Annotated in this window: 20 protein-coding genes; 11 read left to right on the plus strand and 9 right to left on the minus strand. The window is 68.0% G+C overall.

Annotation, left to right across the window (positions count from 1 at the left end; translation table 11 throughout):
- The first annotated feature begins 37 nt into the window (after positions 1–37).
- Entirely contained in the window at positions 38–1,300 is a 1,263-nt protein-coding gene (locus BZF61_RS06110) for a SulP family inorganic anion transporter (protein ID WP_086617770.1), read from the plus strand.
- Here BZF61_RS06110 and BZF61_RS06115 read toward each other — a convergent pair.
- The 5 genes from BZF61_RS06115 to BZF61_RS06135 are packed head-to-tail and all read right to left on the minus strand — an operon-like array spanning position 1,297 to position 5,506.
- Positions 1,297–1,578, minus strand: coding sequence for a DUF167 domain-containing protein (locus BZF61_RS06115; protein WP_086617772.1), 282 nt, complete (start codon positions 1,576–1,578; stop codon positions 1,297–1,299). The genes BZF61_RS06110 and BZF61_RS06115 overlap by 4 nt on opposite strands.
- Positions 1,578–2,144: a gamma carbonic anhydrase family protein gene (locus BZF61_RS06120; protein WP_086617774.1), complete on the minus strand. Its 567-nt coding sequence runs from the start codon at positions 2,142–2,144 to the stop codon at positions 1,578–1,580. Before BZF61_RS06120 ends, BZF61_RS06115 begins: the two co-directional genes overlap by 1 nt.
- Positions 2,141–2,692: a GNAT family N-acetyltransferase gene (locus tag BZF61_RS06125; RefSeq protein ID WP_086617775.1), complete on the minus strand. Its 552-nt coding sequence runs from the start codon at positions 2,690–2,692 to the stop codon at positions 2,141–2,143. The genes BZF61_RS06120 and BZF61_RS06125 overlap by 4 nt, the downstream gene beginning before the upstream one ends.
- Complete coding sequence (hemB, locus tag BZF61_RS06130; RefSeq protein WP_086617776.1) at positions 2,685–3,680, minus strand: porphobilinogen synthase; 996 nt, start codon at positions 3,678–3,680, stop codon at positions 2,685–2,687. Before hemB ends, BZF61_RS06125 begins: the two co-directional genes overlap by 8 nt.
- 44 nt (positions 3,681–3,724) lie before the next feature.
- Complete coding sequence (locus tag BZF61_RS06135) at positions 3,725–5,506, minus strand: peptidoglycan DD-metalloendopeptidase family protein (protein ID WP_086617778.1); 1,782 nt, start codon at positions 5,504–5,506, stop codon at positions 3,725–3,727.
- 292 nt (positions 5,507–5,798) lie between these two features.
- Here BZF61_RS06135 and BZF61_RS06140 point away from each other — a divergent pair, with 292 nt between their 5' ends.
- The 6 genes from BZF61_RS06140 to BZF61_RS06165 all read left to right on the plus strand — a co-directional run bounded on the left by BZF61_RS06140 (position 5,799) and on the right by BZF61_RS06165 (position 11,236).
- Positions 5,799–8,423, plus strand: coding sequence for a helicase-related protein (locus tag BZF61_RS06140; protein WP_086617999.1), 2,625 nt, complete (start codon positions 5,799–5,801; stop codon positions 8,421–8,423).
- Entirely contained in the window at positions 8,420–8,794 is a 375-nt protein-coding gene (locus BZF61_RS06145; protein ID WP_245804526.1) for an RNA-binding S4 domain-containing protein, read from the plus strand. The genes BZF61_RS06140 and BZF61_RS06145 overlap by 4 nt, the downstream gene beginning before the upstream one ends.
- A 10-nt stretch (positions 8,795–8,804) precedes the next feature.
- A complete protein-coding gene (fdxA, locus tag BZF61_RS06150; RefSeq protein WP_086617779.1) occupies positions 8,805–9,143 on the plus strand; it encodes a ferredoxin FdxA in 339 nt (112 codons plus the stop codon).
- A gap of 270 nt (positions 9,144–9,413) precedes the next feature.
- Positions 9,414–9,947, plus strand: coding sequence for a CarD family transcriptional regulator (locus BZF61_RS06155; protein WP_086617781.1), 534 nt, complete (start codon positions 9,414–9,416; stop codon positions 9,945–9,947).
- Positions 9,948–10,084: 137 nt separating this feature from the next.
- Positions 10,085–10,864: a GIN domain-containing protein gene (locus BZF61_RS06160; RefSeq protein ID WP_158094069.1), complete on the plus strand. Its 780-nt coding sequence runs from the start codon at positions 10,085–10,087 to the stop codon at positions 10,862–10,864.
- Positions 10,865–10,903: 39 nt separating this feature from the next.
- Positions 10,904–11,236, plus strand: a complete 333-nt coding sequence (locus BZF61_RS06165) for a hypothetical protein (protein ID WP_086617784.1) — start codon at positions 10,904–10,906, stop codon at positions 11,234–11,236.
- Here BZF61_RS06165 and BZF61_RS06170 read toward each other — a convergent pair.
- Positions 11,233–12,150, minus strand: a complete 918-nt coding sequence (locus BZF61_RS06170) for an L-threonylcarbamoyladenylate synthase (protein WP_086617785.1) — start codon at positions 12,148–12,150, stop codon at positions 11,233–11,235. The genes BZF61_RS06165 and BZF61_RS06170 overlap by 4 nt on opposite strands.
- Before the next feature lie 73 nt (positions 12,151–12,223).
- Here BZF61_RS06170 and BZF61_RS06175 point away from each other — a divergent pair, with 73 nt between their 5' ends.
- Positions 12,224–13,966, plus strand: a complete 1,743-nt coding sequence (locus BZF61_RS06175; RefSeq protein WP_086618002.1) for an acyl-CoA dehydrogenase family protein — start codon at positions 12,224–12,226, stop codon at positions 13,964–13,966.
- A 1-nt stretch (position 13,967) separates the two neighbouring features.
- A complete protein-coding gene (locus BZF61_RS06180; protein WP_086617787.1) occupies positions 13,968–14,783 on the plus strand; it encodes a DUF815 domain-containing protein in 816 nt (271 codons plus the stop codon).
- On the opposite strand, the gene BZF61_RS06185 is transcribed toward BZF61_RS06180, so the two are convergent.
- On the minus strand, positions 14,780–16,261 hold the full coding sequence (locus tag BZF61_RS06185) for a PQQ-dependent sugar dehydrogenase (protein ID WP_086617788.1): 1,482 nt from the start codon (positions 16,259–16,261) through the stop codon (positions 14,780–14,782). The two genes, BZF61_RS06180 and BZF61_RS06185, sit on opposite strands and share 4 nt — an antisense overlap.
- Positions 16,262–16,324: 63 nt before the next feature.
- On the opposite strand from BZF61_RS06185, the gene BZF61_RS06190 reads away from it, so the two are divergent.
- Positions 16,325–16,822, plus strand: a complete 498-nt coding sequence (locus BZF61_RS06190; protein ID WP_086617790.1) for a GAF domain-containing protein — start codon at positions 16,325–16,327, stop codon at positions 16,820–16,822.
- A 126-nt stretch (positions 16,823–16,948) separates the two neighbouring features.
- On the plus strand, positions 16,949–17,785 hold the full coding sequence (locus BZF61_RS06195) for a hypothetical protein (RefSeq protein WP_086617791.1): 837 nt from the start codon (positions 16,949–16,951) through the stop codon (positions 17,783–17,785).
- 95 nt (positions 17,786–17,880) lie between these two features.
- Here the strand turns inward: BZF61_RS06195 and BZF61_RS06200 are convergent, their stop codons facing one another.
- Positions 17,881–18,846, minus strand: coding sequence for a ParB/RepB/Spo0J family partition protein (locus BZF61_RS06200; protein WP_086617793.1), 966 nt, complete (start codon positions 18,844–18,846; stop codon positions 17,881–17,883).
- The gene (locus BZF61_RS06205) at positions 18,843–19,619 is read right to left on the minus strand and encodes a ParA family protein (RefSeq protein ID WP_086617794.1); all 777 of its coding nucleotides are present in this window, start codon (positions 19,617–19,619) and stop codon (positions 18,843–18,845) included. The genes BZF61_RS06200 and BZF61_RS06205 overlap by 4 nt, the downstream gene beginning before the upstream one ends.
- Between the last annotated feature and the right edge of the window lie 28 nt (positions 19,620–19,647).

Consider the following 19,647-nt stretch of genomic DNA (forward strand, 5'->3'; position numbering starts at 1 on the left):
TCTTGCGGTACGATTCCGCAGGGGCCAATTGCAAACCATGCAACCCAAAATCCTGACCACAATGCGCGGCTATACGCCGGCATTGCTGCTGGCCGATGCGCTTGCAGGGCTGACCGTGGCGATGGTGGCCATCCCGCTGTGTATCGCCATTGCGATTGCCTGGGGCGCGGAACCGGCCAAGGGGCTGGTTACCGCGATTGTCGGCGGTTTGCTGATCTCGCTCTTGGGTGGCAGCCAGGTGCAGATCGGCGGGCCGACGGGCGCTTTCATCGTGGTGGTCTTCTCGGTCATTGCCGATCACGGCTATGACGGGCTGGTGCTGGCGACGATGATGGCGGGCATCATCCTGATCATCGCCGGGTGGTTGCGCGCGGGCCAGCTGATCGCTTTCATACCCGAAGCAGTGGTCAACGGCTTCACCATCGGCATCGCGATCATCATCGCCTTCAGCCAGTTGGGCGATCTGCTCGGCATCGACCTGCGCGGCGTGCCTGCCGATATCGCCGAGAAAGCCCCGGCGATCTGGGCGGCACGGGGGCAAATCAATCCGATGGCGCTTGCCACCGGCATCGCCGCGATCGCGCTGATCGTCGCACTGCGCTGCGCCTTTCCGCGTTTTCCGGGAGTGGTGGTGGCGATCGCGGTGATCTCGGCGGGGGTGGCGCTGACCGGGCTTCCGGTGGAGACGATCGCCGGACGCTTCGGAGAATTGCCGCGCGCCCTGCCCTGGCCGCATATCCCCCAGATCACCGTGCCGCGCCTGATCGAACTGCTGCCCTCGGCGCTGATCATCGCCTTCCTCGCTGCGGTCGAATCGCTGCTCTCGGCAATGGTGGCGGACCGGATGATCGGCAGCCAGCACCGTCCCAATGCCGAGGTCAGCGCGCAGGGCTGGGCGAATCTCGGCTCGGCGCTGTTCGGCGGGATGCCCGCGACCGGCGCGATTGCCCGCACCGCGACCAATGTCAATGCCGGAGGCAAGACGCCGATGGCAGGCGTGCTGCACGCGGTGTTCATCCTGCTGATCATGCTCATCGCCGCGCCGCTGGCGGGTTATTTGGCCCTGCCCGCACTCGCCGGTCTGCTGCTGGTCACCGCGTGGAACATGAGCGAGCCGCACAAGTGGCGCGGCTACTGGGCCGCACCGGTCGAGGATCGGGTGTTGCTGGTGCTGACCTTGGTGCTGACCGTTGTCGCCGATCTGACCGTCGCCATCGGCACGGGGGTGGCACTGGGGCTCTTGCTGCGGCTGCGCCAATACCGCGTCAACCCGCCCGACTGGGAGGGGCCGGAGCTCTAAAGCTCAATCGCCAGCAGCTTCTGGCGCGAAGTCCCGCCCCGCAGCAGGCTCACCCGCGAGGGTGCGAGGCCGAGCGCACGCGCCAGCAGCGCGATCACCGCGTCATTGGCCGCACCCTTGTCGGCAGGCGCGCGCACCTTTACCAGCACGGCATCCCCGGTCAGCGTCACCGATTCCGCGCGCGCGCCCGGAGTTACCCTGACGGCAAGCCGGCCGCCGGCGTCGATCCGCGCGCGCAAGGCCGCCGGATCGGGCAGGGACGGAGCCGGGCGCGCCATCAGCCGAGCGCAGCGGCGACCGCCTTGGCATGGTGTTTCGCGTTCTCGGCATAATGCGCAACACCCACGCGCATACTGGCAATCGCCGCGTCGCTCAGCTCCTTCATACGCACCGCCGGACGGCCCGCCCACAGCTCGCGCTCGCCCATCACCTTGCGCTCGGTCAGCATCGCACCCGCGGCGAGCATGGCATCGGAGCCGATCACCGCCTTGTTCATCACGATCGCACCAAGTCCGACGAAGCCGCGATCATGGATCGTGCAGCCGTGGACCATCGCCATGTGACCGATCAGCACATCATCACCGATCACCAGCGGGCAGCCATCAGGGTCACCGGGCCGCGGCGGATCGCAATGGAGGACGCTGCCGTCCTGCACGTTGGTGCGCTCCCCGATGCGGATCGAGAACACGTCGGCGCGCAGCACGCAATTATACCAAATCGAACTGCCCGCCCCGATCTCGACGTCGCCGATGATCGTGCAGCCGGGCGCGATGAAGGCGGTTTCGTGGATTTTCGGGGTCTTGCCGAGGATCGGGATGATGTTGACCCCGGGACGAGTGGTCATCTTCGCTGCGCCTCCCATTGCGCTTTGGTGATCGCGTATTGGATGATCGGTTCGGGATCGGCCGGATCGCGGAAATCCAGATCCGCGCGGCGCTCCATGCCGAGTTTCTCCATCAGACGCCAGCTGCCGTGGTTGGACGCGCAGGTCAAGGCGACGATATGCGGGGCGCCAATGACGTCAAAGCCCCAGTCGATCACCGTGCGCATCGCCTCGCAGGCATAGCCCATCCGCCAGCGGTCCTCGCGCACCAGCCAGCCGATCTCGTGGTCTTGCGGATTGGGCGCGAGCGGATGGGCGACGCGGCGCAAACCGCAATGGCCAACCATCTCGCCGCTGGCGCGCTCCTCCATCATCATGAAGCCGAAGCCATGCGCGGCAAAGCTGGCGCGCGCGGCCTCGTGCTTGGCGGCGATTACGGCGCGCGGCTGCACCCCGCCAAGCCAGCGCATCACCGCCGGGGTGTTGAGCAGTTCCATATGCAGATCGAGGTCATCCGCGCGGATCTGGCGCAGGATCAGGCGCTGGGTCGAAAGAACGATCTCAGCCATTCAGCAGGCGAGCGGCATGTGCGGCGTGGTAGGTGAGAACCCCGCGCACGCCCGCGCGCTTGAACGCAATCAGCGTTTCCAGCACGAGCGCATCGCGGTCCCCCGCGCCCGCCGCAGCCGCGGCCTCGATCATCGCGTATTCGCCAGACACCTGATAGGCAAAGACCGGCACATCGAAGCGCCGCTTCACCCGAAAGATGATGTCGAGATAGGCAAGGCCCGGCTTCACCATCACCGAATCCGCCCCTTCCGCAATGTCCAGCGCCACCTCGCGCAGCGCTTCTTCGGCATTGGCCGGATCCATCTGGTAGGCCTTCTTGTCGCCCTTGAGCAGCCCGCCGCTGCCCACCGCATCGCGGAACGGGCCGTAGAAGGCGCTGGCATATTTGGCGGCGTAGGACATGATCTGGACATTGACGTGCCCGTTCATCTCCAGCGCGCGGCGGATCGCGCCGATGCGGCCATCCATCATGTCGGAAGGCGCGATGATGTCCGCGCCCGCATTGGCCTGATTGACCGCCTGATCGACCAGCACCGCGACCGTATCGTCGTTCACCACATAGCCGCTCGCGTCGATCAGCCCGTCCTGCCCGTGGCTGGTATAGGGATCGAGCGCGACGTCGGTCAGCACGCCGATGTCGTTGCCGCAGGCGTCCTTGATCGCGCGGATCGCCTGGCACATCAGGTTATCAGGGTTGTGCGCCTCGGCCCCATCGTCGCTGCGCAGCGCGGGCGGGGTATTGGGGAACAGCGCGACCACCGCAATCCCCAGATCGACCGCCTCTTTCGCCCGCGCGACAATGCCATCGACCGACCAGCGCGAGACGCCCGGCAGGGTCTTGATCGGCTCCTCCACGCCCTTGCCCGCCGTCACGAACAGCGGCCAGATCAGATCGGCAGGGGTCAGCACCGTCTCGCGGTGGAGCGCGCGGCTCCAGGCATGGGCGCGGGTGCGGCGCAGGCGGGTGTTGGGATAGCTTGCGGTCATGGCGCGAGACTTAGGCGCAATTCCCGCCGGACGACAAGCGCTGGTTACAGCGCGATGGCCTGCCCTGCGCGACGCGTCGCATCGAAGGCGGTTTCGAGCTTCTCGATCTCGCGCTTCGGCTCCTTGACCTCGTTTGGCAGCGGTTCGAGATCCTTGAGCGCCGCGCCGACCTCGATCTGCTTGAGGCGGATCAGCTGACGGCGGAAGTCGATCAGTTCGGTGCCGGACAGCTCGGCGCGGGTGACGAAGGACACCGAGGCCGGATTGATCACCCTTCCGCCGCGATACATTTCGTAGTGGAGGTGTGGGCCGGTCGAGAGGCCGGAGGAGCCGACATAGCCGATCACCTGCCCGCGCCGCACCTGCATCCCAGGCGCCACCGCCATCCGGCTCATGTGGCAATAGCGCGTCGCCAGCCCGCCGCCATGCTCCAGCCGCACCGCCTGACCGCAACCGCCCGCCCGGCCGGCCGAGGTGACGCGGCCGTCGCTCACCGCGACGATCGGGGTGCCGTAGCGGGCCTTGAAGTCGATCCCGGCGTGCATCCGCATGTAGCCGAGGATCGGGTGGCGGCGAATCCCGAAATTCGAGGTGACCGGCCCCGGCACCGGCGCCAGCAGCCCGCGGCGCTGCTCGCCCACGCCCGAAGCCTCGTAGAAGCGGCCGTCGCGGCCCCAGCGCATCAGCTGGGTGCGCGGGCGTCCGCCGCGATCGATCCCGGCATAAAGCACCTGGCCGGCCTGCCGCTCCCCGGTCGCGGCGCGGCGATAGGCGAGGATGATGTCGAATTCATCGCTCGCGCGGACTTCGCGGTCCATATCGATCTGCGCGTCGAGGGTCTTGAGATATTCCTGCACCGCGCTGGCCGGCACCCCCGCCTGCCGCATCGAGCGGTAGAGGCTGCTCCCGACCGTCCCCCTCACCCGCAGCGGGGTCTCATCGACGCGGATCACATTGCGTTTCAGCGCCAGCGGGCCGCTGGGGATGACCGGGGTGCCATCGGGATTGCTCTCCCCCACGCCCGGGCGGGTCAGTTCAAGCTCGAGATCGAAGCGCGCGCGAAAGGCGAGGCTGTCGAGCGGGCGCGGCGCGCCCGGCGCGGGGCGGCGGCCGAGCAGCACGTCCATCTGGGTGCCGGGCTTGATCTCGCCAAGCGGCACCGCCTGCCCGACCAGCGCGGCGGCGCGCTCGATATCGCCCGCCGACACGCCCGCACGGCGCAGCATCGAGACGAAACTGTCCCCCGGCGCGAGGGTCACCACCAGATTGATTTGCGGCCGCTCGGGCGCGCTTTTGAGGGGAATGACGTGCGCGGTCGGGCCCATCCGACGGCCCGAATCCGCGCCCAGCGCCAGCGGCATGATCATCTGGCTGCGCAGTTCGGACTGCACCGCCTCATCCTGCGGCATCGCCGGGCGCGCTTCGAGCGGGGTGAGATCGGGCCAGAACGCCAATGCCACCGCGCCAAGCCCCAGCATCGTCCCAAGCCCGCGGAACCAGCGGCGGCTGCCGATATCCTCGGCCAGATCGGGGGCCAGATCGAGCCCGGCAAACCAGCGCGAGGCGGAAAGCTTCCATGCGTCGTAACGTTCGGCAAGGTCGGAGAGGCGGCTTGCCGCCTCGCGCCTGGCCTGCTGCGCCCTGGTCGGCGGGGCAAGCTTTCTGGAATTGCGCAGATAGGGCAGCAGTTCGCGCGCGATTTCCGGATCGATCCCGCCGCTCGCTTGGGCCACGGCCGGTTCCCGCCCACGCGCAGCCGCGCCCTCGTCCGGGCCGTCCTCTGCAGCGGGCAGATCGCTCAGATTGCGCGCATGATCCAACATCATTGCCCCGAGTGCGGCACCCCTGACGGGCGCGACCGGCCCTGCCTTGTCGCATTTGTCTGCCCGATCAAAGTAAATCCCGCGTTAATCAGCGCCCAATTGTGCCCCGGCTGCGATAAGGCGTTTCCCTTAACCGCCGCCATGGCACGGCAGCCCGCTTGCTCCGCCGCGCCAAGCCTGACAGAACCGCTCCGCTGTGACTTTCCCGCCTTACCCCCACCCGGCAGAAGCCGCGCAGGTGCGCGCAGTGCTGGGGCCGACCAACACCGGCAAGACCCATCTGGCGATCGAGCGGATGTGCGGGCATTCCTCCGGCATGATGGGCTTCCCGCTGCGCCTCCTGGCCCGCGAGGTCTATGAAAGGGTGCGGGCGATCAAGGGCGATCATCAGGTCGCGCTGATCACCGGGGAGGAACGGATCGAGCCGCCGCAGGCGCGCTATTTCCTCTGCACCGCCGAAGCCATGCCGCGCACGGCGGGCGAACATGCCTTCGTCGCGCTCGACGAGGCGCAACTGGGCGCCGATCCCGAGCGCGGACACATCTTCACCGACCGGCTGCTGCACGCGCGCGGGCGGGAGGAGACTATGATCCTCGGCTCGGCCACGCTCGAACCGATGATCAGGGCGCTGATCCCCAAGGCAGAAGTCACCAGCCGCCCGCGTTTCTCGACGCTTTCCCATGCCGGGGTGTGCAAGCTTTCACGCCTGCCCAAGTGCAGCGCCGTGGTCGCCTTCAGCGTCGAGCAGGTCTATGCCATGGCCGAGGCGCTGCGCCGCCTGCGGGGCGGGGCGGCGGTGGTGATGGGCGCGCTTTCGCCCGAGACCCGCAACAAGCAGGTGGCGATGTTCCAGGCGGGCGAGGTCGATTACATCGTCGCCACCGACGCGATCGGGATGGGGCTCAACCTCGATTGCGATCATGTCGCCTTCGCCGCGCTCTCCAAGTTCGACGGGCACGGCAAGCGTCGGCTCACCCCATCGGAGATGGCGCAGATCGCAGGGCGCGCCGGGCGGCACCAACGCGACGGCACCTTCGGCACCTTGTCGGGCGCGGGCAAGGGCGACAGCGCGCCGCTCGCCTTCACCGACGAGGAAATCTACGCGATCGAGGAGCACCGTTTCGCGCCCCTCACCCACCTGTTCTGGCGCGAGGCCGAGCCGTGCTTCGACAGCCTGGCCGCACTCATCGCCGATCTCGAGGCACGGCCCGGGATAGACGTGCTCAAACCGGCCCCGGAGGCGATCGATCTCGCCGTGCTCAAGCGCCTTGCCGCGGACACCATCGCGGACACGGTTCGCGGGGCGGGCAATGTCCGGCGCTTCTGGGAGGCCTGTTCGCTGCCCGACTTCCGCGCGCTTGGGGTCGAACAACACGCCCGCTTCGTCGCGCGCCTGTGGGCAGACCTGCGCGGCGGCTATCTGGCTGCGGATTATGTTGCCGCACGCATTGCCGAGCTTGACCGGATGCAGGGCGATATCGACACGCTGCAGGCGCGGATCGCGGCGATTCGCAGCTGGGCTTACATCTGCCAGCGCCCCGACTGGGTGCTGGCGCGCGACGAAATGGCCGCACGGGCACGCGCGGTCGAGGCGAAACTCTCGGATGCGCTGCACGCGCGGCTGACCGAGCGCTTCGTCAACCGGAGGACGACACTCTTGATGAAATCGCTGGGGCAGGACGCGGGCGCCTTGCCCGTCACGCTCGAACCCGACGGGCACCTGACGGTCGAAGGCGAAAGCATCGGCCGGCTCGAGGGCTTTCGTTTCCATGTCGATCCCGCAGCCGGCGCAGCCGACCGGCGGATGCTGCTGGCGGCGGGGGAGAAGGCCCTGCCCGCCCTGCTGGAAAGCCGTGCCGAGTGGCTGCTGTCGCAGGGCATCGCCGAGCTGGAAATCGCTGCCGGCGCGATCCGCTGGAACGGGCAGGGGGGAGGCCGCGCGCTCGCCGAGATCGCCCTTGCGGGCCATCCGGGGGCAGGCAATTTCGGCACCCCGCGCCTGACGCTGACCCGCGATCTGGCGCTGCTGCCCGATCCGGCCAAAGCAAAGCTCGAGGCCGGCCTTGCGGCGTGGCTCGACCGGCAGCTCGCACCGCTCGAACCCCTGCGCAAGCTCGCTGAGGCTGCGCGCGATCCGGCAGCGGGTTCGCAGGCGCGGGCGCTGATCATCACCCTGATCGAGGCACGCGGGGTAATCAGCCGGGCGGAGGCGGGGCTGGAGAACCTGCCCAAGGAGATGCGCCCCTATCTGCGCAAGCTGGGGGTGACCTTCGGCACGCTCGATATCTTTGCCGCCCCGCTGCTCAAGCCCGCCCCGCGCCGTCTGCTGCATGCACTGGGGCTCGATCCGCGGCCGCTCAACGAGGGGATGCTGCCGGTGTTGGCTGAAGGCAGCTGGGCCAAGGGCCGCCTGCCCGCCGGTTACCGGCTTGCCGGAACGCAGGCGATCCGGGTGGACCTCGCCGAGAAGATCCTGCGCGCGGCCTTCGATGCACGCGCGGCGGTGGCGGCGGCGAAACCGGCGGCGCGCAACCCCGCCTTCCGGCTCGACATGGCGCTGGCCGTGTCGATCGGGCTGGAAGCCGAAAATGCCCGCCGCCTGCTCGGCAGCGCCGGCTTCCGCTGCGACCGCGCCCGCGCTCTGCCCGAAGGTGCGCATGGCCCGGCGGCACCCGATCGCTGGCACTGGCGCCCGCGCCGGCCCGACCAACACGCAGGTGAGCAGCGCCGGCCCGCCAAGGACAAGGCCCGCCCGGCGCACGGCAAGCGCCCGCCGCGCCGCAAGCCCGGGGAGGATCGGCAAGCAGAGGCCGCGCGCGGCAAGCCCCGCCCCCAAGCGCGCCCTGCCGCCAGGATCGACAATGGCCCGGCACGCGCCGGCGGCGCCTTCGACAAGCTGGCGGATCTGCTCAAGCGATGACAGCAGCAGGGGGCAAGGCTGCGGGCAGCACGATCCGGATCGATCGCCTGCTTGTCTATCTGCGTTTCGCTCCTACCCGGTCAGCGGCGCTCAGATTGATCGAAACCCACGCTTTGCGGCGGAACAGAAAGCATGTGCTGCGCGGCGCGGAGCAGGCGCGTATCGGGGATGTGCTGACACTGGTGGTGGGAGGACGGGTGCGGGTCATCGAACTGCTGGCACTGCCCGACCGACGCGGATCGCCGGCGCTGGCGCGAACCCATTATCGCGAGGTTGACGGAGACAATCTTGACCCTAAAGCGCAAATGTCCCTAGCACCGTCGCCCGTCGTGGCTGACATGCAGGGCGACGAACCCGGAAATCCCTCTTGAAAGAGCCGCAATGACCTACGTCGTCACCGAAGACTGCATCAAGTGCAAATACACCGACTGCGTGGAAGTGTGCCCGGTTGACTGCTTCTACGAAGGCGAGAACATGCTGGTGATCAATCCCAGCGAGTGCATCGATTGCGGCGTGTGCGAACCGGAATGCCCGGCCGAGGCGATCCTTCCGGATACCGAGGACGGGCTGGAAAAGTGGCTCGAGCTCAACGCCAAGTATTCGGCGATCTGGCCCAACATCACCAGCCAGAAATCCCCGCCCGAGGATGCCGATAGGCACAAGGGCGAAAAGGACAAGTTCGAAAAGTATTTCAGCCCCGAGCCGGGCGAAGGCGACTGATTTTTCCCGCAAACCGGCGGATGCGCAAGGAGGCGCAGCCTTGCGCAATCCCCGACTCGCAATTTTCTTGCGGGTGTGTTATATAGAGTGGTCACCGCGTTGGCTGCGCCTTCGGGCGGGGCATGACGCAGGCGTTGAAACCAGAAAGGCCTCGCACCAGTTACCCCTCGGACAATCTGTTCCCGGCGCTTTGCCCGTCACGGGCAGGGTCGCGCCGCCGGGATGGTTGACCCTCTCTCCGACAGGTCGGGCCCACAGAAAGGAACTTGCATGGCAAGCACCGCAAACGCATTCACCGTCGGCGATTATGTTGTCTATCCCAAGCACGGCGTGGGCCGGGTGGTCGAGCTCCAGAAGGAGGAGATCGCCGGGATGCAGCTCGAACTCTACGTGCTGCGGTTCGAGAAGGAGCGCATGACGCTGCGCGTGCCGGTCAACAAGGTCGAAGCCATCGGGATGCGCAAGCTGTCCTCCGACAAGACCCTGAAGCAGGCAATGGAAACCTTGAAGGGCAAGCCCAAGGTCAAGCGCACCATGTGGTCGCGCCGCGCGCAGGAATATGAAGCGAAGATCAACTCGGGCGATCTGGTGTCGATCGCCGAAGTGACCCGCGACCTGTTCCGCCCGGAAGACCAGCCCGAGCAGTCCTATTCGGAACGCCAGATCTTCGAAGCCGCCTCGAGCCGCCTCGCCCGCGAACTCGCGGCGATGGAGGAGACCGACGAAGCCACCGCGCTCGGCAAGATTCTCGACGTGCTGCGCGAACACGCGCCGCAATACTACGACACCGCCGAAAACGCCTGAAACCGCGTTCGCCCGGCGTGAACATCGAGGGCCGCCCACGTCAGGGCGGCCCTGTTTGTTCCGGCAAGCACGCCGCTTGCGCGATGCGGCTTAGTGTATTATATCGGCAATACGCTACGCCGGATGGGAGTCGCCGCATGACCAAGCCTTTCGCCACCGCTCTTGCGCTTTTCGCTTGCGCTGCGGCGCTGGGCGGGTGTGACGGCGCGGATTTCACGATCAATGGCCAGAAGGGCGTGCCGCTTTCGGAAATCGAACTGGCCGGCCCGCCGCCGAGCGAAGTGTTCCTCGCCTCGGACGACACCGTGATCCTGAGCGAGGGTGATCGTCTGGCGATCACTGTCGAAGGCGCGGGCACCGAAAGCTTGCGCTTCGTGCGCGACAAGCAGCTGATCGGCATCACCCGCGAGGATGGCTGGAAAGGCGACAGCAAGGCCACCATCCGGATCGCCATGCCCGCACCTGCCGAACTGGTGATCGGCGGTTCCGGCACGATCAAGGCGCCCGCGCTCGCCAGCGAGGCAGACATCAATATCGGCGGCAGCGGCATGGTCGAATTCGGCAGGTTCGAGGGGCGCAGCCTCGGGATCAATATCGGCGGCAGCGGCACGGTGACCGGCGCCGGCACCGCCAAGGAGCTGGAGATCCTGATCGGCGGCAGCGGCAAGATCGCAATGCCGGGCCTCAAGGCGGACAGGGCCGCGATCACCATCGGCGGATCGGGCGATATTGCCTTCGCCTCGGACGGCACGGTCGAGGCCAATATCGGCGGCGCGGGCAACGTGCGGGTGACGGGCAATGCCAAATGCACGGTCAATGCGATGGGCTCGGGCAAGCTGACCTGCACCCCCACCAGCAGCGCCGCAAGCGGCACCACCGGCGAATTGCCGGCGCCTGTAGCCAAGGCTGCGGAATAGGATTGCCATATCGCAGGCGGCGCGCGAGATAGCCGGATCATGCGCACCTCCCAGCTTCTGGCCCTTGGTCTCGCCTCGCTCGCCCTCCAGGGCTGTCTTGCCCGCGCCGCGGTGGATGTCGTCACCCTGCCGGTGAAAGCCGTCAGTGCCGGGGTCGATGCGGCAACCACCAGCCAGTCCGAGGCAGACGAGAAGCGCGGGCGGGAAATTCGCCAGCGCGAGGAACGGCTCGGCCGTCTCGAACGCGATTATGCCAAGGCGATGGAGCGCTGCGGGAACGGCGATGACGCCGCCTGCGACAAGGCCCAGGCGATTCGCGCCGAGCAGAAGGCGCTGATGCCGGGCGTGCCGGTGGAACCGGACGACGACTAGGCCGCCGCCCGCCGCAGCCGGTCGTTGATCGCCCGTCCCACGCCGTGGTCCGGCACGGGAGCAACCGCGATTCGGGGCTGCGGGGCGCGAGCGGCCTCGTGAAGGGCCGCATAGAGCCTCGCAGCTGCCTCATTGACGTCACCGCGCGCCGACAGCGTGCAGTCACCGCGCACGCTGCCGAACCCGATCAGGAATTCATCCGCTTCGGCCGCGCGCGCGTTGAGTCGCAGCGGCTTGCCCGGCGCATAGTGGCTGGCGAGCTGGCCCGGGGCCTCGATGCTCCCGCCGATCGCCTGCACCCCCACCGCCAGCGGCCCGGGGCGCAGCTCCTCGACGCTGCCGTCGGCGCGCACCGCAACGATGGTGGATTCCACGCCAGCGGTGGTCGGCCCGCCATCGAGCACCATGTCGATCCGCCCGTCGAGCGAGGCGAGCACATGCGCGGCGCAAGTCGGGCTGATGAAGCCTGAACGGTTGGCGGACGGCGCGGCGAGCGGGAATTCGACCGCCGCCAGCAGCGCGCGCATTGCCGGGTGGGCTGGGGCGCGCAGCGCAACGGTCGGCAGGCCCGCAGTCACCGCCGCCGCCAGAGCGGCATCGGCGCGGCGCGGCAGCACCAGTGTCAGCGGGCCGGGCCAATGCGCCTCGGCCAGCGCGCGCGCGGCATCGGAGAATTCGGCATAGCGCGCTGCCTGCTCCAGCCCCGCAACATGGACGATCAGCGGATTGAAGTCCGGCCGCCCCTTGGCGGCGTAGATCTTCGCCACCGCCTCAGGCCGGTCGGCCCGCGCCGCGAGGCCGTAAACCGTCTCGGTCGGCACCGCCACCAACCCGCCGGTTTCGAGGCAACGCGCGGCCTGCGCGATCCCTTCAGGCCCGGCGGCCACCACTGCCGTAACGTTCTTGCCGCTCATGCCCGGGCGCTATATTCGATTCGCCGCCCTGCCAAGTGCAGGGGCAATTTCCATTCGCAAGGACGCCCCCGAAGTGACCCCTTTCACCCCGCCGACCGCCGACCAATTGCTCGCCATCCGCGTCAATGCCGGAATCGACGAGCTGGCGCAGACCGAACGCTTCGCCCATGCCGAAGCCGACCTCGTCGAGGCCATCGTCGCAGGCGTGGGCCAGTTCGCGGCGGGCGAATTCGCGCCGCTCAACCGGATCGGCGATCTCGAAGGCGCCAAGCTGGAGAATGGCCGCGTGCGCCTTCCGCAAGGCTTCGAGGCCGCCTACAAGGCCTATGTCGCGCAGGGCTGGAACGCCATCGCCTCGCCGGTGGCGCATGGCGGACAGGGGCTGCCCTTCATTCTCGCGTGCAACGTGCTGGAGAACCTCGGCGCGGCCAACATGGCCTTCACCCTGCTCCCGATGCTCAGCGTCGGGGCGATCGAAGCGCTCGAGCATCACGGCTCGCCGGCGCAGCAGGCGATGTATTTGCCCAATCTCGTCAGCGGGAAGTGGTCGGGCACGATGAACCTTACCGAGCCTGCCGCGGGCAGCGATGTCGGCGCGCTGCGATCCACCGCAACCCCGATCGAAGCCGGCCCCCTCGCCGGCAAATATCGGATCAACGGCCAGAAAATCTACATCACCTGGGGTGAGCACGATCTGGCGGAGAACATCATCCACCTTGTCCTCGCCCGCCTGCCGGGTGCGCCGGAAGGCTCGCGCGGGATCTCGCTCTTCGTGGTTCCCAAGTATCACGTCAACGCCGACGGCAGCCTCGGCCCCAGGAACGATCTGCGCTGTGTCAGCCTCGAACACAAGCTCGGCATCAACGCCTCACCCACCTGCGTGATGAGCTATGGCGACAATGGCGAATGCATCGGCGAGCTGGTCGGCGCGCCCAACAAGGGCCTCGCAGCGATGTTCACGATGATGAACAATGCGCGCATCAATGTCGGCAATCAGGGCGTGCAGATCGGCGAGCGGGCGACCCAGCAGGCGCTCGCCTATGCCCAGACCCGCGTGCAGTCGGCCCGCGCCGGCTCACCCGACAGGACGCCGGTGGCGATCATCGAACACCCGGACGTGCGCCGCATGATCCTGCGGATGAAGGCGCTGACCGAAGGCGCCCGCGCGTTGCTCTACTATTGCGCCGGACAGGTCGACCGTGGGAACCTCGGCGACGAGGCGGCCAAGACCCGTGCGGAGCTGCTGGTGCCGATGCTCAAGGCATGGGGCACGGACGTGGGCGTTGAAGTCGCGGGGCTGGGCATCCAGATCCACGGCGGGATGGGCTTCGTCGAGGAAACCGGCGCCGCCCAGCACTGGCGGGATTCGCGCATCGCCCCGATCTACGAAGGCACCAACGGGATTCAGGCCGCCGACCTCGTCACCCGCAAGCTGGGGCTGGAGGGCGGCGAGGCGCTGGTGCGGCTGTTCGAGACCATCCGCGCCGAAGCCGGCGGTGAACCCGCGCTTGCCGCGCTGGCGCAGGACTGCGCCCGGATCGCGCGGTGGATGCGCGACGAGGCGAGCCTTGACGATCGTCTCGCGGGCAGCGTGCCGTTCTGCACCATGGCCGCGGTTGCGGTGGCCGGGTGGCAGCTGATGAAGCAGGCCAAGGCGGTCGCCGCGGGCGCAGCCCCGGAACTCGCCGCAACCAAGCCGGTGACGGTGCGCTTCTTCCTCGAGAGGATCGTGCCCGAGGCCGCGGGCCTCAAGGCGGGGGCAACCGCGGGGGCAGATCTGCTCTACGCCCTGCCCGCTGCGGCGCTGGTCGGCTGAGATGGAGAAGGAGGGCGAACTCGCCCGCATTGCCGCCGCGCTCGAACGGCTCGCGCCCGCCTCCCCAGCGCCGACCGACTGGCGCGCACATCCCGCCTATTTGTGGGAGGGCGCAAGGGCGCGGGCAGTGCCGGTGCTCGATGCCCTGCCCCTGGCCGCGCTGCACGGGATCGAGCCGCAAAAGCATGCGCTGCGGGGCAACTGCGCCCGGCTCGCAAACGGTGCGGCGGCGCATGATGCGCTGCTGTGGGGCGCGCGTGGGATGGGCAAGTCGGCCCTGGTGCGCGCGGCGGTGGCCGATGTGCAAAGGGAGACCGACGCGCTGGCCCTCGTGCAGCTCGCGCCCGGCACCCTGCCGACCTTTCCCGCTCTGATCGCCGAACTGGCCGGGCAAAGCCGCGTCTTCCTGCTGTTTATCGACGACCTCGGTTTCGACGCCGAGGCACGGGCGGAGATGCTCGCCTTGCGGAGCCTGCTCGACGGCGGGATCGTGCCGCGCCCGCCGCATGTCCGGGTCGTCGTCACTGCCAATCGCCGCGCGATTGTCACGCGCGAGGATCCCGGCGCGGCCTTGCACGAACGCGACGAGCGCGACGACGCGCTGGCGCTGGCTGACCGTTTCGGGCTGACACTGGGCTTCCACCCGGCGGACAAGGACACCTATCTCGCGATTCTGGCGAGCTACCTCGCCCCGCTCGGGCTGGCCTTCGATGTCGAGGAGGCGATGGCCTTTGCCATCCAGCGCGGCAATCGCTCGGGCCGCACCGCGCTGCAATTCGCCACCGAAATTGCCGGGCGTGCGGGCCTCAGGCTCTAATTGATCGACCCTGCGCTCTTGCGCAGGTAATCCTCCTCGAAGCTCGCGCGCGGATCGCGCAATTCGCGCCGGGGCGGCAGGCGTTCGCTCTTGAGCGGGGCGATGCCCGCAGCCGGCGAAGCCGAAGGCGAACGCACCCGCCAGATGATCCTCGCCGTATCGTCGGACACCAGCAGCGCCCCGTCACCGGCCCACTCCACCCAGGTCGGACGCCCGCGCGTGGTGCCATCGCCCTTGAGGAACCCGGTCAGCACCGGGATCGGCTGGCCGACCGGGTTGCCGAACTTGTCGAAGGCGACATAGATCACGTCATAGCCCGAAGGCGGCTTGCGGTTCCACGAACCGTGGCGGGCGATGAAGGCGCCTTGGGCAAACCTGCTGCCCATCACATGGCCCTGCTTGGCAAACACCAGGCCCAGCGCGGCCACGTGCGGCCCTAGCGCAAATTGCGGGTTGCGGGTGTATTCCTGCAGGAACCGGGGCATCGGCTCCTCGACCCGGCGGTCGAAATTGTTCCGGTAATAGATCCACGGCCAGCCGTAATGCGCGCCCACCGGCACATTGGTGAGGTAATCGGGCACCAGATCCGAACCGAGCATGTCGCGCTCGTTGACCGTGGTCCACAGCTCGCCGGTCCAGGGGCTGAAATCCATCCCGTTCGGATTGCGCAGGCCCATGGCGAAGGGGCGCTGGCGATCGGATTCAAGATTGTATTCCCAGATCATCGCCCGGCCCTGCTCGGCCGTCATGCCGCGTTCGCCGATATTGCTGGCCGAGCCGACCGCGATGAACAGGCGCTTGCCATCGGGTGCGATCTCGATGTTGCGCATCCAGTGGTTGCCGCCTGCGGGCAGATCCATGAGCTTGCGCGGCGCGCCGCTCACTTTCTCGCTGCCGAGGGTATAGGGGAAGGCCAGCAAGGCGTTGTGATTGGCAACATAGAGCGTGCCGTCGCGCCAGCTCATGCCCGAGGGCGAATCCAGACCCTTCTCGAGGATCACCGCCTGCTTTTCGGCGGAGCCGTTGCCGTCCTCGTCGCGCAGCAGCACGATCTGGTTGGGCGATGCGCCGGCCGAGCCAGCCTTCTCGAACAGCCGCGCGGCAATCCAGCCCTCGATCCTGGCCATGATCCCGCCGCCGCTGTCACCCTCGGCCTTGGGCGCGCGGGTCAGTGCCACCAGCACATCGCCATTGGGCAGGGCGTAAAGCACGCGCGGATGGTCCAACCCCTCGGCAAAGCGTTTCACCTCCAGCCCTTCGGCCGGAGTCGGCGCCTCGCCCGCCTTCCAGCCCACCGGCTCGGCGATCTCGACGGTCGGGAAGGACTGTGGATCGGCCTCCTGCAACACCGGATCGGTGCCGGTGACAGCCTCGAGCGGGAGATCGGCGGTGTCGCCGCGGGTGATGAACCAGAACCCCCCGGCGGCCAGCACCAGAATGACCCCAAGGGCGATTGCGATTTTGCGGAAGATTGCCATGAGGGAGGGATAGAGCCGCCACGCCCCGGCGGCAACACACAAGCTGCGAAGGCCGGCCGTGCCATGTATGACTTCACACCCACCGCTACCACTGCATCCGAACGCTACCGCGAATTGCTCGACGCGGCCGACGCGCTGACCGCGGGGGAACCCGACGCAGTGGCCAACATGGCCAATGTCGCGGCACTCCTGTGGGCGTTCCTGCCCGATCTCAACTGGGCCGGGTTCTACCGCGTCGCCCCGACCAGGGATGGCGCAGCAAGCGAACTGGTGCTCGGGCCCTTTGTCGGGCGGCCCGCCTGCATCCGCATTCCCTTCGGCAAGGGCGTGTGCGGCACGGCTGCGCAAAGTCGCGCGGCGCAACTTGTCGCCGATGTCCACGCCTTCCCCGGCCACATCGCCTGCGACGCGGCGAGCCGGTCGGAACTGGTGGTTCCCGTGCTGCGCGATGGCGCGGTGATCGCGGTGATCGATCTCGACAGCCCTTCCCCGGCCCGTTTCACCACGGCGGATACGGAAGGGATCACCGCTCTGGCGGCGCTGCTTTCGCCGCGGATCTGACAAGCTCGGCAGGGCAAGTTTCCCGAAACGGGACAGCGCGTCCACCATCGCTTTGGGTGTGATGCGACTCGATGGTAGGCTCACGCCAACCATCCGCCGCGCCCGGCTGACCGAGGGGAAATTGCCATGTCGAAACTGCTGCCCACTCTTTCGCTCGCCGCGCTGGCGCTCGCCCTTCCCGCGACGGCGAGCGCGCAGGATGAGGGCGATATGCCACCGCTCGCGCCGCTGAGCGAAGCCGAGGTCCGCAGCCTTCCGCCCGAATATCGCACCGCGCCCGTCCGCAGCACGGTGACCGAGACGCGGGAGATCATCGACGGGGTCGAAACCATCACCCGCACCCGCCGGATCGAATCACCCGCGCCCTCTGCGCAGGGCCATCCCCGCGGCTACGCCCCGCAGCTCGCCTATGCTCCCGCGCCGGTGGTTTTCGAGCGCGATCAGTGGCTCGAGGAATGCCGCCGCCGCACCGCGGGCCGCAGCAAGGATGATACCGGCACGATCATCGGGGGGCTGCTCGGCGCGCTGGCCGGCGGATTTGCCGGCTATGAAATCGCCGGCGCGGGCGACCGTGTGCTCGGGACCGTGCTCGGCGTCGGCGGCGGCGGACTGATCGGCGGCCTGCTCGGCAGCCTGTTCAACGGCAAGGAGGATGCCCGCTACGACTGCGAAGCCGCGCTCGATGCCTACCTCGGCCAGTACGGCACGCCCGGCCACCGCCTTGCCAGCCGCGAGATCGCCTATGCGCCCTACCCGGCCCAATATTCCTACGCCTACCCCTACCCGGCCTATGCCTATGCCTATGCCTACGCCCCGCCGCCGATGGTGATGGTGGCGGTGCGCAGCGAGGTTCCACAGCAGGTCGTCGAGCGCGAGACCGTGCGCGAGGAGACCTACACCGTCCCCGGCGCCGCACGCACCATCCGCGCGCCTTCACCCAAGATGATCAAGGGCGGCAACTAGGCCATTTGCCTGCCGCATCGGCGGCAGAGGCAAACCCCAGAGCGTTGCGCCGCACGATTGCGGCGGCTGGTGGCCTCAGGGCGTGACGCGCTGCCTCAGAACTCGCCGCCGGTGAGGCGCTGACACACCAGATCGAGCTGGTCGAGCGTGGTGTAGCGGATCGTGATCGTGCCTTTGCGCGGATCGGCATCAGGCCTGATCTTCACGCCAAGACCAAGAAATTCCTCGAGATGTTGTTGGACCGCGAGGATATCGGCATTCTCCGACGGCTCCTGCCCGCGTGGCTTGGACGCCGCGGCGGGACGCTTGGCCGGATCGCGGGTCAATGTCTCGACTTCGCGGACCGACAGGCCTTGCTGCACCGCGATTTCGGCCAGCTCGATCGCATCGTCGCGACCGATCAAGGCGCGCGCGTGGCCGATCGACAGCTGGCCGCGATCGACCAGGTCGAGCACCCGTTCCGGCAGCGTCATCAGGCGCATCATGTTGGCGACATGGCTGCGCGACTTTTCGACCATCTTGGCGATGTCGACCTGGATCATGCCTTCCTGCTCGGCCAGCCGATGATAGGCGCGCGCTTCCTCGACCGGGCTGAGATCCTCGCGCTGCAGGTTCTCGATCAGCGCCAGCGCCATCACTTCACGATCGGACAGATCGCGCACCAGCGCCGGGATCTCGTGCAGCCGCGCCTTCTGCGCCGCCCGCCAGCGCCGTTCACCCGCGACCAGCTGGTATCCGGTCCCTTCAGGATGCGGACGAACGATGATCGGCTGAATCACCCCGCGCGTGGCGATCGAGGCCGCGAGCTCGGCGAGCGCGGCCTCATCGAAGTGCTTGCGCGGGTTGCCCGGCAGCGGCTTGATCGTCGCCAGCGCCAGCATCCGCAGCGCCGTGCCCTCCGCGCCGGGGGCTGGGGCCGCATCCTCACGCCGCACCAGCGGCTCTTCGCGCCGGGTTTCACCCAAAAGCGCGCCTAGGCCCTTGCCGAGCCGCCGTGGCTTCTCGGTCGAGGGACGCGAAAGCGAGGAAATTTCCATCGGTTGTGTCGTATTCTCAGTCATGCGGCCTGTCTTTCGGCGGGAAAGCGACCGATCAGCTCGCGCGCCAGCGACATATAGGCGCGGCTGCCGGTGCAGTGCTGGTCATAGACCAGCGCGGGAAGCCCGTGGCTGGGCGCCTCGGACAGGCGGACGTTGCGCGGGATCACCGTGTCGAAGACCAGCTTGCCGAGGCAATCGCGCACGTCTTCGGAGACCTGATCGGTCAAGCGGTTGCGACGGTCGAACATGGTCAGCGCCACACCGATGATCCCGAGACGCGGGTTGAAGCGCTGCTGCACCTGGTCGACCGTCTGGAGCAGCTGGGAAAGCCCTTCGAGCGCGAAGAATTCGCACTGCAACGGCACCAGCAGCGTATCCGCGGCGCACAGCGCATTGAGCGTCAGCAGGCCGAGCGAGGGCGGGCAATCGATGAAGGCAATGTCGTGGCCCTTGTGGTGCTCCAGCGCATGCCGCAGCCGTGCGGTGCGCTCTTCCACCGCGACCAACTCGACCTCCGCCCCCGACAGATCGACCGTTGCCGGAACGATGTCGAGGCGCGGAATGCTGGTCGGGATGATGGCCTCTTCGAGCGCAACCCCGTCGACCAGCAGATCATAGCTCGAAACCGCGCGCGCGGCGGCATGGACGCCCAGGCCGGTCGAGGCATTGCCCTGCGGATCAAGATCGATCAGCAAGGTGCGCCACCCCGTCGCCGCCATCGCCGTGGCGATATTGATCGCAGTGGTGGTCTTGCCCACTCCGCCCTTCTGATTGGCAATCGCGATGGTCAGCATGGCCCGTTCTGTCCTTCCCGCGTGCGGA

It is taken from the genome of Erythrobacter tepidarius (assembly GCF_002155695.1).
Classification (GTDB): Bacteria; Pseudomonadota; Alphaproteobacteria; order Sphingomonadales; family Sphingomonadaceae; genus Erythrobacter; species Erythrobacter tepidarius.